Source organism: Aquabacterium sp., assembly GCF_041915145.1.
GTDB lineage: Bacteria > Pseudomonadota > Gammaproteobacteria > Burkholderiales > Burkholderiaceae_C > Aquabacterium.
Genome location: NZ_JAYSBZ010000022.1, coordinates 1 through 13,052, shown reverse-complemented (window position 1 = coordinate 13,052; position 13,052 = coordinate 1). Strand labels below are relative to the sequence as shown.

The window sequence follows — 13,052 nt, the reverse complement described above, 5'->3', positions numbered from 1 at the left end:
GACGCGAGGCCGCAGTCACGACAACGGCGAGGACGAAGCAGCATCAACAGGCAATCGGGGCGAGCCGCCATCCGGCGCGTGGCTGAGCTCGAATCGATGATACGTGGCGAGGCGAACTCGCCGGCTCGGGTTCGGCCCCCATCCCCCCCGCCGAATTGAGCCCGGCCTCCACATAATTGGCAGACGCCGCCCAGCCGAATCAGGCGTAAACCCGCACCGGCAGCACGCCCAGGGCCGGGCGACGAAAATAGCGCCCCATGACGCCCGCCCAGCCCCCCGCCCTGCCCCGATCACCCGAGTTGCTGCTGCCCGCCGGCTCGCTCGACAAGATGCGCGCCGCGTTCGACTTCGGCGCCGATGCCGTCTATGCCGGCCAGCCGCGCTACAGCCTGCGCGCGCGCAACAACGAGTTCAAGCTCGAACAGCTGCAGCAAGGCATTCAAGAGGCCAAGGCGCGCGGCAAGAAGCTCTTCGTCACCAGCAACCTGCTGCCGCACAACGACAAGGTACGCACCTACCTGCGCGACATCGAGCCCATCATCGCCATGCGCCCCGACGGCCTGATCATGGCCGACCCCGGCCTGATCATGATGGTGCGCGAGAAGATGGACAGCAGCAACTGGCCCGACGTGCCCATCCACCTCTCGGTGCAGGCCAACACGGTGAACTACGCGGCGGTGAAGTTCTGGCAGAAGGTGGGCGTGACGCGCATCATCCTGTCGCGCGAGCTGAGCCTCGACGAGATCGAGAAGATCCGCCAAGAGTGCCCCGACATGGAGCTCGAAGTCTTCGTGCACGGCGCGCTGTGCATCGCCTACTCGGGGCGCTGCCTGCTGTCGGGCTACTTCAACCGGCGCGACCCCAACCAGGGCACCTGCACCAACGCCTGCCGCTGGCAATACACCACCCACGCGGGCTCCGAGCAGTCCGACTCGGGCGAGGTGATCCCCATCCAGCTCGAGGGCGACTTCAACTTCGCGCACGAGCAAGAAGAGGCCAACCGCGCCTTCTCGGCCTGCGGCGACGGCCAGCGCCACCCGGCGGCCGATCAGGTCTACTTGCTCGAAGAAGCCGAGCGCCCCGGCGAGCTGATGCCGATCATGGAAGACGAGCACGGCACCTACATCATGAACTCGAAGGACCTGCGCGCCATCGAGCACGTCGAGCGGCTCGTCAAGATCGGGGTCGACTCGCTGAAGATCGAAGGCCGCACCAAGTCGCTCTACTACGTGGCGCGCACCGCGCAAACCTACCGCCGCGCCATCGACGACGCGGTGGCCGGCAAGCCCTTCAACCCCGAGCTGCTGCTGGAGCTCGAAGGCCTGGCCAACCGCGGCTACACGGCGGGCTTTTTGGAACGCCGCCCCGCCAACGACTACCAGAACTACATCACCGGCCACTCCGAAGGCCACCGCAGCCAGTTCGTGGCCGAGGTCGTCGCCCTGGCCGACGGCTGGGCCGAGCTGGAGGTGAAAAACCGCTTCGCGGTGGGCGACACGCTCGAGGTGATCCACCCCAGCGGCAACGCGCTGATGAAACTCACCGAGATGCGCAACCTCGACGTCGAAGCCATTGAGGTGGCCCCCGGCAACCCGCTGCACGTGTGCATTCCACTCGATGCGCGCTTTGCCGGCGCCCTGATCGCGCGGCGGTTGGTGGCGCCGCTCACCCCGCCCGGTAGTCCGACGGCCGCGCCCCCGTCCACTTCTTGAAGGCGCGGTGGAAGGCGCTGGGCTCGGCAAAGCCCAGCGCGGCGGCGATGTCGGGCAGGCTGCGGCGACTGCCTTGCAGCAGGGCGATGGCCTGGTCGCGGCGCAGGTCGTCCTTGATCGACTGGTAGGTGTGCCCCTCGTCGCGCAGACGGCGGCGCAGCGTGGCTTCGGACAGGTGCAGCTCGGCGCAGAACTGCTCGAAGGCCGGCCACTCGCCCACCGGCCGCTCGCGCAGTCGGCGCCGGATGCGCGCCGCCAGGCTCTTGGGGTCGCGGTACTTCACCAGGAAGTTCGCCGGCGCCTCGCGCAAGAACTCGCGCAGGGTCGCGGCGGTCTGCACCACCGGCAGCTGCAGCACCGAACGCGCGAACACCAGCGTGGTCATGTCGGCATCAAAACGCAGCGCCTCGCAAAACAGCACGCGGTATTCGTGCGCCGCCACCGGCTCGGGGCAGGCAAACTGCCCTTCGAGCAAGGCGATGCGTCGCCCCACCAGCCAGCAGGCCAGGCCGTAGACCATGATGAGATAGGTGGCATGGGCAAACAGGCGCGAGTGGCCGTCGGCCGCGCGGCCGTGCCCATGCTGCGGGTCGTGCTGCGGGTCGTGCAGCCGGATCGTCACCCGCTCGCCGTCCACCACCAGCTCGCCGCGCACGTCGTCGAGCACCAGGCTCATGAAGTGCAGGCAACGCCGCAGCGCCTGGCTCAGGTCGGCGCTGCCCAGCGCGCTGGCGCACATCAGGGCGTAGCTGCCCACGCGCGCCGGGTGGCGGTCGAGGCCGAAGAATTCGTCGTTCAACGCCCGCGCCACGTCGCGCCACAACAGGCCGAACTGCTGCGGCGACACCCGGGCCAGCGGCTCGTTCAAGAAAGCCGGCGGAATGCCCGCGCGCGCCAGAAACTCCGCCGCGTCCAGCCCGCGCGGCGCCAGGCAGCGCACGGCCTCCTGCACGAAGTGGATGGCGATGGTGCCGCGTTCGGCTTTCATGCCCGAGCCTCCTGGGGTTCGTCCCCCGTTGCCGACTGGCCGGTTCGCGCAATCAAATTGATCGGTTTGAACATCGAAAAGCAGGGGTGGCGTCTCTACGATCCCGCAAGGATACGTGCGGCCGCGCGCCGCTGCCCCATCATTTTTTCAAGGACGAAGCCTTCATGAACATTTCTGACAGCGTCTACCTGATCACCGGCGGCGCCTCGGGCCTGGGTGCCGCCACCGCCCGCATGGCGCTGGACGCCGGCGCCCGCGTGGTCGTGGCCGATCTGGCCGCGCCGCAACCCGGCACGTTTGACGCGCGCCACGCCGACCGCCTCGTCGTCGTCTCGACCAATGTGGTGGACGAAGCCAGCGGCCAGGCCGCGGTGGACGCCGCCCTGCAACGCTTCGGCCGGCTCGACGTGCTGGTCAACGCCGCCGGCATCGGCCCGGCCGAGAAGATCCACGGCAAGAACGGCCCGCACCGGCTCGACAGCTTCACCAAGACCATCCAGGTCAACCTGATCGGCACCTTCAACATGATGCGGCTGGCCGTGCCGGCCATGATCAACTCGGGTGCGCCGGGCTCCGGCAGCGACGCCACCGCCTCGCAAGGCGTGATCATCAACACCGCCTCGGTGGCCGCGTTCGACGGCCAGATCGGCCAGGCCGCCTACTCGGCCTCGAAAGGCGGCGTGGTCGCCATGACCCTGCCGGCGGCCCGCGAGCTGGCCCGCGACCGCATCCGCGTGCTGACCATCGCGCCGGGCATCTTCGAGACTCCGATGTTGCTCGGCCTGCCGCAAGAGGTGCAGGACTCGCTGGGCCGCATGGTGCCCCACCCCTCGCGCCTGGGCCGCCCGGCCGAGTACGCGGCGCTGGTGCGCAGCATCGTCGAAAACGAATACCTCAATGGCGAAACGATCCGCATCGACGGCGGCATTCGCATGGCGGCGAAGTGAGGTGAGCATGTCTGAACCCATCGTGATCCTGGCGGCCCAACGCACCGCCATCGGCAGCTTCCAGGGCCAGTTCAGTAGCTTGACCGCACCCAAGCTCGGTGGCGCTGCAATCGCCGGCGCACTGCAAGCCGCTGGCGTGCCGGGCGCCGAAATCGATGAAGTGCTGATGGGCTGCTGCCTGATGGCCGGCATCGGCCAGGCCCCGGCCCGACAAGCGCTGCTCGCCGCCGGCCTGCCCGACAGCGTGCCCGCCACCACCCTCACCAAGATGTGCGGCTCGGGCATGAAGACCGTGATGCTCGGCCACGACATGCTGCGCGCCGGTTCAGCCAACCTCGTGGTGGCAGGCGGCATGGAGTCGATGACCAACGCGCCCTATCTGCTGCCCAGCGCACGCGGCGGCCAGCGCCTGGGCCACGGCCAGATGATCGACCACATGTTCTTCGACGGCCTGCAAGACGCCTACGACGGCCAGCTGATGGGCTTCCATGCCGATCAGACCGCCGCCGAACTGGGCTTCCCGCGCACCGAACAAGACGCGTATGCGCTGGCCTCGGTGGCCCGTGCGCAGACGGCGGTGAGCAGCGGTCTGTTCGCCAACGAAATCGTGCCGACGGCCGTGAAGACCAAATCCGGCCTGGTATCGATCACGCAAGACGAGACGCCCGGCCAATGCAAGCCCGAGAAGATCGCCACGCTCAAGCCCGCCTTCGGCAAGGACGGCACGGTCACCGCGGCCAGCTCGGCCTCGATCTCGGACGGCGCTGCCGCCTTGGTGCTGGCCCGCGAAAGCACGGCGCGCGAACGCGGCTGGCTGAATGACCAAAACCCGATTGCTCGCATCGTCGGCCACAGCACGCACGCTGCGAAGCCCACGCGCTTCACCACCGCCCCCGTCGGCGCCGTGCAAAAGCTCTTTGCCAAGACGGGCTGGACGGATGCCGACGTCGATCTGTACGAGATCAACGAAGCTTTCGCCGTCGTCACGCTGATCGCGATGCGCGAGCTGGGCCTGAGCCACGACAAGGTCAACGTGCACGGCGGCGCCTGCGCGATGGGCCACCCGATCGGCGCCACCGGCGCGCGCATCCTCGTCACGCTGATCCACGCCTTGCGCCAGCGCGGCGGCAAACGCGGCGTGGCATCGCTCTGCATCGGCGGCGGCGAGGCCACGGCGATGGCGGTGGAGTTGCTATGACCGGAGCCTATTTCTTTAGCGCGCACGAGCCCGAGCGCCCGGCCGCCCGAAGCCGGGCTCGATCCCCTCGGGGGATCGCATGCCGTACTCGGCAGGCGAGGGGTCGTCATGTCTGACGCACTGTTGACCGAAGACCAGCGCCTGGTGCGCGACGCGGCTCGTGCCTTCGCGCAAGAGCAGCTTGCCCCGAACGCCGGAACGTGGGACCGCGCTGGCGCATTGCCCGCCGCGGTCGTCAAACAGATGGGCGATCTCGGCCTGCTCGGCATGCTCGTGCCCGCCGACTGGGGCGGCACGCGCACCGACGATCTGGCCTACGCGCTGGCCATCGAAGAAGTGGCTGCGGGTTGTGCCTCGTGCTCGACGCTGATGAGCGTGCACAACTCGGTGGGCTGCGTGCCGATCCTGAAGTTCGGCACCGAGGCGCAAAAAAAAACATGGCTGCCGCGCCTGGTGACGGGCGACGTGATCGGCGCTTTCTGCCTGACCGAGCCGCAAGCCGGCTCCGAGGCAGATGCATTGAAGACGCGCGCGACGCTCGATGGTGACACCTGGGTGCTCAACGGCGCCAAGCAGTTCACCACCAATGGCGCGCGCGCCGGCATGGCCATCGTCTTCGCGGTCACCGACCCCGATCTCGGCAAGAAGGGCTTGTCGGCCTTCATCGTGGACACGTCCACGCCCGGCTTCACGGTGGCGCGCACCGAGCACAAGATGGGCATCCGCGCGTCCGACACCTGCGCGATCACGCTCGCCGATTGCCGCGTGCCAGCCGCCAACCTGCTGGGCCAGCGCGGCGAAGGCTTGAAGATCGCACTGTCGAACCTCGAAGGTGGCCGCATCGGCATCGCCGCGCAAGCCGTGGGCATTGCGCGCGCGGCGCTCGATGCCGCCAAGGCCTACGCGGTCGAGCGCGTGCAGTTCGGCAAGACCATCGATCAGCACCAGGCCATCGCGCACACGCTGGCCGACATGCACACGCGCTTGAACGCCGCGCGCCTGCTGGTGCACCACGCGGCGCGTCTGCGCACGGCCGGCGTGCCATGCATTTCAGAGGCCTCGCAAGCCAAGCTGTTTGCGTCGGAGACCGCCGAGTGGGTGTGCTCCAAGGCCATCCAGATCCACGGCGGCTACGGCTATCTGGAGGACTACCCCGTCGAGCGCCACTACCGCGACGCCCGCATCACGCAGATCTACGAGGGCACGAGCGAGATCCAGAAGATCGTGATTGCTCGCAACCTCTGAACATGAGTCGAGGAAACATCCCCATGAGCACCACACCCAGCACCACCGCCACGCTGTACGGCAACCAGACCGTTCGCCTGCTGATCAACGGCGAGTTCGTTGATTCGAAGAGCACCGAGCGCCGCCCCATCGTCAACCCGGCGACGCAGGCGGTGTTGGCCCACGTGCCTTTCGCGACCGCTGACGAAGTGAACGCCGCCGTCGCGGCCGCGAAGCAAGCCTTCAAGAGCTGGAAGACCACGCCGATCGCGGCGCGCATGCGCGTCATGTTGCGCTTCCAGGCGCTGATCCGCGAGAACCTGCCGCGCGTCGCCGCGGTGCTGACCGCCGAGCAAGGCAAGACGCTGGCCGACGCCGAGGGCGACATCATCCGCGGCCTCGAAGTGGTCGAGCACGCGTGCTCGGTCGGCACGCTGCAGTTGGGCGAGTTCGCCGAGAACGTGGCGGGCGGCGTGGACACCTACACGCTGCGCCAGCCCATCGGCGTGTGCGCGGGCATCACGCCCTTCAACTTCCCCGCGATGATCCCGCTGTGGATGTTCCCGATGGCCATCGTCTGCGGCAACACCTTCGTGCTCAAACCTTCTGAGCAAGACCCGATGAGCACGATGGAGCTGGTGGCGCTCGCGCTGCAAGCCGGCGTGCCGGCGGGCGTGCTGAACGTGGTGCACGGCGGCAAAGAGGTGGTCGATGCGATCTGCACGCACCCCGATATCGTGGCCGTGTCATTCGTCGGCTCGACCGAAGTCGGCACGCACGTCTACAACCTCGCGAGCCAGCACGGCAAGCGCGTGCAAAGCATGATGGGCGCGAAGAACCACGCGGTGATCCTGCCCGATGCGAACAAGGAACAAGCGCTCAACGCGCTGGCCGGCGCTGCCTTCGGTGCAGCCGGACAGCGCTGCATGGCAACGTCGGTAGCCGTGTTCGTCGGCGCCGCGAAGGACTGGCTGCCCGACGTGGTGTCGCGCGCGAAATCGTTGAAGGTGAACGCCGGCACCGAACCCGGCACCGATGTGGGCCCGGTGATCTCGCCGCGCGCCAAAGAACGTATCGAACGGCTGATCGCCAGCGGACCGCCTGAGGGCGCCGAGCTGCTGCTCGATGGCCGCGGCATCCGGGTGCCCGGCTTTGAAGCCGGCAACTTCATCGGCCCGACCGTGATCGCCAACGTGAAGACGACGATGCAGGTCTACACGCAAGAGATCTTCGGCCCCGTGCTGGTCACGCTGAACGTGGACACGCTGGACGACGCCATCGCGCTGGTCAACGCCAACCCCTTCGGCAACGGCGTGGGCCTGTTCACGCAAAGCGGCGCGGCGGCGCGCAAGTTCCAGAGCGAGATCGACGTGGGCCAGGTCGGCATCAACGTGCCCATCCCCGTGCCGGTTCCCTTCTTCAGCTTCACAGGCTCGCGCGGCTCCAAGCTCGGCGACCTCGGCCCCTACGGCAAGCAGGTGGTGCAGTTCTATACGCAGACCAAGACGGTGACGGCGCGCTGGTTCGACGATGCGTCGGTCAACACGGGCGTGAACACGACCATCAGCCTGCGCTGAGCATTCGTTCAGACACACGCACAACACGCACGATCAACGCACACGCAAGGAGAACGACATGAAGATCGCTTTCATCGGCCTCGGCAACATGGGCGGCCCGATGGCTCGCAACCTCGTCAAAGCCGGCCACGCGGTGCGCGTGTTCGATCTCAACAGCGTGGCCGTGCAGACGCTGGCCGATGCGGGCGCCGAGGCCACGCTGTCGCCAGCCGATGCCGTGCACAACGCCGAGTTCGTCATCACGATGCTGCCCGCGGCTGCGCACGTCAAAGCGGTATTGACCGGCCCCGAGGGCGTGTTTGGCGCTGTGCCGCTCGGCGTGCCCATCGTCGATTGCAGCACCATCGATCCAGCGTCTGCACGGCACTTCGCCGAGCTGGCCGAGAAGAACGGCAACCCGCTGGCCGACGCGCCGGTGTCGGGCGGCACGGGCGGCGCCACGGCCGGCACGCTAACCTTCATGGTCGGTGCGAGCACCGAGCTGTTCGCGCGGGTGCAACCGGTGCTGCAGGCGATGGGCAAGAACATCGTGCATTGCGGCGCCACGGGCACCGGCCAGGTCGCGAAGGTCTGCAACAACCTGCTGCTGGCGATTTCGATGATCGGTGTGGCCGAGGCCATGACGCTGGGCGCATCGCTCGGCATCGACCCGAAGGTGCTGGCCGGCATCGTCAACACCTCGTCGGGCCGCTGCTGGAGCGCCGACACCTACAACCCTTATCCGGGCGTGATGGACGGCGTGCCCGCCGCGCGCGGCTACAGCGGCGGCTTCGGCGTCAACCTGATGCTGAAGGACCTCGGCCTCGCGACGGCTGCCGCGCAGCAAGCCGGTCAGCAATTGCCGCTCGGCACGGTCGCGCAGCAGCTGTATCAAACATGGAGCGAACAGGGCCACGGCACGCTCGACTTTTCGTCCATCATCCAGATGCTTCAGGCACCATCGCGGTCTTGATCCCGCACCCTTCTTTTTTCGATTTCACATTTTTGAGAAGCTCATGATCGAACTCCAGATCGACGGCAGCGTCGCCACCATCACCCTCAATCGCCCGCCCGCCAACGCCTTCAGCCCTGAAGGACTGGTGCAGTTGCGCGACACCCTCGTCGAGCTCAACGCCAACGCCGCCGTGCGCGCGCTGGTGATCACCGGCAAGGGCCCGAAGTTTTTCAGCGCCGGCGCCGACCTCAACAAGTTCGCCGACGGCGACAAGGGCAATGCCATCGACATGATCCGCGCCTTCGGCAACGCCTTCGAGGCACTGGCCGAGACCCGCCTGGTGACCATTGCCGCGATCAACGGCTACGCGATGGGCGGCGGACTCGAATGCGCGCTGGCCACGGACATCCGCATCGCCGAAGAGCACGCGCAGATGGCGCTGCCCGAAGCCGGCGTGGGCCTGCTGCCCGGCGGCACGGGCACGCAGACGCTGCCCTGGCTGGTCGGCGAAGGCTGGGCCAAGCGCATGATCCTGACCGGCGAGCGCGTGGACGCCGCCACGGCGCTGCGCATCGGCCTGGTCGAAGAAGTCGTGCCCACCGGCGGCGCGCTGGCCAAGGCCACCGAGATCGCGCAACGCGTCAGCAAGCAAAGCCCCGACAGCGTGCTGGCCTGCAAGCAGCTCATCCACGCCGCCCGCAACGGCGTGCCGCGCCACGCCGCGCTGGCGCAGGAGCGCGAGCTGTTCGTCGATTTGTTCAACGGCCCCAACCAGCGCGAAGGCGTCAATGCCTTCCTCGAAAAGCGCGCGCCCAGCTGGAAATGAACATGAGCGAGGCAGGCGGCGCACCCGGCGCGGGTGTCGATGAGGCATTGCGCTTCGAGGTGATCAACCGCGTCGGGGTGATCACGCTGAACCGGCCCAAGGCGCTCAACGCCTTGTCGCACGACATGATGTTGGCCTTCATGCCGCTGCTCGACCGCTGCGAACGTGATGCAAACATCAAGGCTGTCTTGATCCGCGGCACCGGCCCGAAGGCGTTCTGCGCCGGCGGTGACGTGGTGGCCGTGGTCAACAGCGCCCGCGAGGGCACCTCGCTGCAGCGCGATTTCTTCATCGACGAGTACCGCGTCGACTACCGCCTGCATCGCTTCGCCAAGCCCGTCGTCGCCTTCATGCACGGCATCGTGATGGGCGGCGGCATGGGCCTGAGCCAGGGCGCGTCGCTGCGGCTCGTCACCGACACCACGCGCATCGCCATGCCCGAGACGCGCATCGGCCTGATCCCCGACGTGGGCGCCACGCATTTCTTCGGCCGCATGCCGGCGCCTCTGGCCTTGTACCTCGGGCTCACCGGCGTCACCATCCACGGGGGCGACGCGCTCTTCGTGGGCTTTGCCGACGCGCGTTCGCGCGTGACCCTGCCCGACGAACTGGACGACGCCTTGCGCGCGATCACCTGGGGCGCCGATGCCCAGTCCGATCTGCGCCAATCCTTGGCGGCACCTGACGCCACGCGGCTCGATGGGGCAACCCTGCCCGCGCTGAGCCCGGCGATCTATCGGCACTTCGACCCCGCCTGCTCGGTGGCCGAGACCATGGCATCGCTGGCCGAGGCGTCTGCGCAAGCCGCGAGCGCCGAAGCCGAGTGGGCGCGCACCACGCTCGAGCTGATGCGCAGCCGCTCGCCCCTGATGCTGGCGGTGTGCCGGGCCGCACTGCAGCGGGGGCGCCGGATGACGCTGGCGCAGAGCTTTCGCATGGAATACGACGTGCTGTTCCACGCGATCGCATGCGGAGAATTCCTCGAAGGCGTGCGCGCCCATCTGATCGACAAGGACGGCACGCCGCGCTGGCAACCAGCGTCCATCGAATCGGTGACGCCCGATCGCGTTGCCAGCTTTTTTGTGTCGCCCGACGTTGCCGCCGGGCGCCCGCATCCGCTGGCTGATTTGATCTGACCAATCCGCCCGGTCGGGCGTCTCAGTCTGTACGCCGAGACGCCAACCGCGATCGCCGCGTCGCCGTCGCGACGACGCCCGTCAAGGCCAGCAAAGGCCACACGGGCATCGCCCCACCCCCCCCACCGCCACCCGAAGATCCTGCGGCTCGCGCCGTGGTGGGCGCCGCGACGATGACGGTCTCGGTGGTGACCGCGCTCACGGGCGTGGGGGACGAGTCATCGATCACCGTCAATTGCACCGTGAAGGTTCCGGCCGCGCTGGGCGTCACGCTGATGCTGCTGGTGTTGGTCGGGCCGCTCAGCGCGCTGACGATGCCGCCGCCGTCCACCAGCACCCAGGCGTAGCTCACGATGCTGCTGCCCGTCACCGAGGGTTGCGAGCCCGATGCATCGAGGGTGATGGTCTGCCCATTTACAGGCGAAGACGGCGTCACCGTGATGCGGGGCACCGCGCCATTGGCTGCAGCGTTCACCGCCTGACCGGCATCCAGCATGCCCGCTCCGCAGGTGCTGGTCGTGCAATTGCATTCGGCCTGCGTGCTGCTGTTGGGCGCATGGCAGGCGGCCACACCCCCCACTTGCGGAAAGGCTCGCGCGGTGTCGCGCAGCAAGCGTCGCACATCGTCGGGCTGCAGCGCCGGACGCGCCTGCAGCATCAGCGCCGCCGTGCCCGACACCAGCGGCGCCGCGAAGCTCGTGCCCGTCGAGGCGTTCAGGCCATCGGTGTAGGTTGCCGTGCCCGCCGTGGTCGCGCCCGTGTTCGACGTGGTCAGGATGGGGTAGAGACAAAGCCCCGTCGCGTTCACGCAGTTGCCGCCCGGCGCGCTCAAGCTGATCTCCGACCCCACCGACGAATAGCCGACCTTGGTGCCGACGTGACGCAAGCCCCCCACGGCGATCACGCCGGGGCAGCTCGCGGGCGCGCCGACGGCCTGACCATCGCTGTTGCCGGCGGCAGCCACCACCACGGTGCCATGGCTGCGCACGTTGTTGATCGCGTCGATGTAGGCGGCTGAGCAGGCAGCGTTGCTGCCCAGGCTCAGGTTGATCACCTTGACCTCGCTCGCTATGGTGGGCGACAGCGTTGTCAGCCCCGACACTGCGTCCCCCACCACCCAGTTCATCGCGGCGATGATGTCCGAGTCGTAGCCACCGCATTGCGCCAGCACGCGCACCGGCAGCACCCGCACGTTCCAACCCACGCTGGCCATGCCCGCGTTGTTGTTCGACAGCGCTCCCACGAGCCCCGCCACTTGCGTGCCGTGCCAGCTCGAATTGGCCGCCGCGCTGCCACTGCTGCACTGCCCGGCCGATACCCAGTCGCCCGTATCGGTGGCGTCGGCGCTGCGCAGCGACTGCGCGGCCAGTAGCGCCGCACCCGGCAACAGCTTGCCCCCTGAACCCGTGGAGCCCAGGTCAGGGTGGTCGTAGCGCACGCCGGTGTCGATCACCGCAACGATGGCGCCGGTCGCCGAGCCCGTCCCGATCGTCCAGGCCGCTTCCGCATTGATGCTCGCGGGCGTGGTCGAGTCCGGGGTGTGCAAATACCACTGGCCGGACGCCGGCCCTATCGGCACGGCGCCGCCGTTCGGCAAATAGAGCGGGTCGTTCGGCACGGTCAGGATCTGGCGTCGCGCATCCACGACGACGTATTCCACATCCGGGTCCTGCCGCAACTGCGTCATCAAGGCCCGGGAATTCAGTCCACGCGTCTTGACCACATGCATTCGCGTGCCGACCATGCGCCCTTGCTGCAAGGCCAGCCCGGTGCGTCGACCGATACCGCGAATCCTCGCTGTGGCTGCCGACTCGTCCGCTCTGCCGTTGGCGGCGGCTACCGCACGGTTCGAGGTCGAATCATGCGTGGTTGTCGTGGCGCGGAATTTGACGATCACGCGCCCCTCTTCCAGCACTTGGGCACCGGCCTCGCCCGCATACAGCACACCAGCAGCCAGCAACCAGACCGCTGCTTGGAGGCTCCAGGCGACAGCAACGGTCAAGCGCTCGGGTAGATCCCGAAACATCGCCGCAGCGCACCGGGCGGTCTTGCACGTAGCGGAACCAGGGAACCACATCGACGGGGCTTTCCAGACTCGATATCAAACCTTCCATATCGGCATCGTCGCCCTAGCCCGCAGCGCCAAGCTTGCAGCAAAGCCCCAATCTGCGCGAGCAGCAGCGAGAAATGGCGCATTCCCGTAAATCCTTCACAGCGCGGGGGGAGTGGCCTCGCTACTACTCAGACGCCGTGGTCACCGACGAAACCGCAGCACAAGGCTGACAGTCTTCAGTCAAGATGGTGCGGCCAGACGCTCACCGCTCACCGCTCACCGCTCACGAATTCGACACGGGAATACGAATCGCAAATGCAAAACGCCCCCAACCGAATATCGACTGAGGGCGTTTCTAAATAATAGCCTGACGATGTCCTACTTTCACACGGGAACCCGCACTATCATCGGCGCTGAGGCGTTTCACTGTCCTGTTCGGGATGGGAAGGAGTGGGAC

The 13,052-nt window shown here is 67.7% G+C and carries 10 protein-coding genes; 8 read left to right on the top strand and 2 right to left on the bottom strand.

Features of this window, described 5'->3' with window-relative positions:
• Positions 1-257 precede the first annotated feature (257 nt).
• The gene (gene yegQ / locus ACE3SS_RS06020) at positions 258-1,712 is read left to right on the top strand and encodes a tRNA 5-hydroxyuridine modification protein YegQ (protein ID WP_374592262.1); all 1,455 of its coding nucleotides are present in this window, start codon (positions 258-260) and stop codon (positions 1,710-1,712) included.
• On the opposite strand, the gene ACE3SS_RS06015 is transcribed toward yegQ, so the two are convergent.
• Positions 1,666-2,700, bottom strand: coding sequence for an AraC family transcriptional regulator (locus ACE3SS_RS06015; protein ID WP_374592261.1), 1,035 nt, complete (start codon positions 2,698-2,700; stop codon positions 1,666-1,668). The two genes, yegQ and ACE3SS_RS06015, sit on opposite strands and share 47 nt — an antisense overlap.
• A 164-nt stretch (positions 2,701-2,864) precedes the next feature.
• On the opposite strand from ACE3SS_RS06015, the gene ACE3SS_RS06010 reads away from it, so the two are divergent.
• The 7 genes from ACE3SS_RS06010 to ACE3SS_RS05980 all read left to right on the top strand — a co-directional run bounded on the left by ACE3SS_RS06010 (position 2,865) and on the right by ACE3SS_RS05980 (position 10,542).
• Positions 2,865-3,647, top strand: a complete 783-nt coding sequence (locus tag ACE3SS_RS06010) for an SDR family NAD(P)-dependent oxidoreductase (protein WP_374592260.1) — start codon at positions 2,865-2,867, stop codon at positions 3,645-3,647.
• A 7-nt stretch (positions 3,648-3,654) separates the two neighbouring features.
• Positions 3,655-4,845: an acetyl-CoA C-acyltransferase gene (locus ACE3SS_RS06005; RefSeq protein ID WP_374592259.1), complete on the top strand. Its 1,191-nt coding sequence runs from the start codon at positions 3,655-3,657 to the stop codon at positions 4,843-4,845.
• 108 nt (positions 4,846-4,953) lie between these two features.
• Entirely contained in the window at positions 4,954-6,090 is a 1,137-nt protein-coding gene (locus ACE3SS_RS06000; RefSeq protein ID WP_374592258.1) for an acyl-CoA dehydrogenase family protein, read from the top strand.
• 23 nt (positions 6,091-6,113) lie between these two features.
• Positions 6,114-7,646 carry a CoA-acylating methylmalonate-semialdehyde dehydrogenase gene (locus ACE3SS_RS05995; RefSeq protein WP_374592257.1) on the top strand — a complete coding sequence of 511 codons (1,533 nt, stop codon included), beginning with the start codon at positions 6,114-6,116 and terminating at the stop codon, positions 7,644-7,646.
• Positions 7,647-7,704: 58 nt separating this feature from the next.
• On the top strand, positions 7,705-8,598 hold the full coding sequence (gene mmsB / locus ACE3SS_RS05990; RefSeq protein WP_374592256.1) for a 3-hydroxyisobutyrate dehydrogenase: 894 nt from the start codon (positions 7,705-7,707) through the stop codon (positions 8,596-8,598).
• A 43-nt stretch (positions 8,599-8,641) separates the two neighbouring features.
• The gene (locus ACE3SS_RS05985) at positions 8,642-9,406 is read left to right on the top strand and encodes an enoyl-CoA hydratase (RefSeq protein ID WP_374592255.1); all 765 of its coding nucleotides are present in this window, start codon (positions 8,642-8,644) and stop codon (positions 9,404-9,406) included.
• 2 nt (positions 9,407-9,408) lie between these two features.
• On the top strand, positions 9,409-10,542 hold the full coding sequence (locus ACE3SS_RS05980) for an enoyl-CoA hydratase/isomerase family protein (protein WP_374592254.1): 1,134 nt from the start codon (positions 9,409-9,411) through the stop codon (positions 10,540-10,542).
• 22 nt (positions 10,543-10,564) lie between these two features.
• On the opposite strand, the gene ACE3SS_RS05975 is transcribed toward ACE3SS_RS05980, so the two are convergent.
• Complete coding sequence (locus ACE3SS_RS05975) at positions 10,565-12,544, bottom strand: S8 family serine peptidase (protein ID WP_374592253.1); 1,980 nt, start codon at positions 12,542-12,544, stop codon at positions 10,565-10,567.
• Positions 12,545-13,052: the final 508 nt, after the last annotated feature.

What these genes read in the sequence shown, in the direction of transcription:
- yegQ (WP_374592262.1), top strand. Translation starts at nt 258, where the DNA reads ATGACGCCCGCCCAGCCCCCCGCCCTGCCCCGATCACCCGAGTTGCTG.
- ACE3SS_RS06015 (WP_374592261.1), bottom strand. Translation starts at nt 2,700, where the DNA reads ATGAAAGCCGAACGCGGCACCATCGCCATCCACTTCGTGCAGGAGGCC.
- ACE3SS_RS06010 (WP_374592260.1), top strand. Translation starts at nt 2,865, where the DNA reads ATGAACATTTCTGACAGCGTCTACCTGATCACCGGCGGCGCCTCGGGC.
- ACE3SS_RS06005 (WP_374592259.1), top strand. Translation starts at nt 3,655, where the DNA reads ATGTCTGAACCCATCGTGATCCTGGCGGCCCAACGCACCGCCATCGGC.
- ACE3SS_RS06000 (WP_374592258.1), top strand. Translation starts at nt 4,954, where the DNA reads ATGTCTGACGCACTGTTGACCGAAGACCAGCGCCTGGTGCGCGACGCG.
- ACE3SS_RS05995 (WP_374592257.1), top strand. Translation starts at nt 6,114, where the DNA reads ATGAGCACCACACCCAGCACCACCGCCACGCTGTACGGCAACCAGACC.
- mmsB (WP_374592256.1), top strand. Translation starts at nt 7,705, where the DNA reads ATGAAGATCGCTTTCATCGGCCTCGGCAACATGGGCGGCCCGATGGCT.
- ACE3SS_RS05985 (WP_374592255.1), top strand. Translation starts at nt 8,642, where the DNA reads ATGATCGAACTCCAGATCGACGGCAGCGTCGCCACCATCACCCTCAAT.
- ACE3SS_RS05980 (WP_374592254.1), top strand. Translation starts at nt 9,409, where the DNA reads ATGAGCGAGGCAGGCGGCGCACCCGGCGCGGGTGTCGATGAGGCATTG.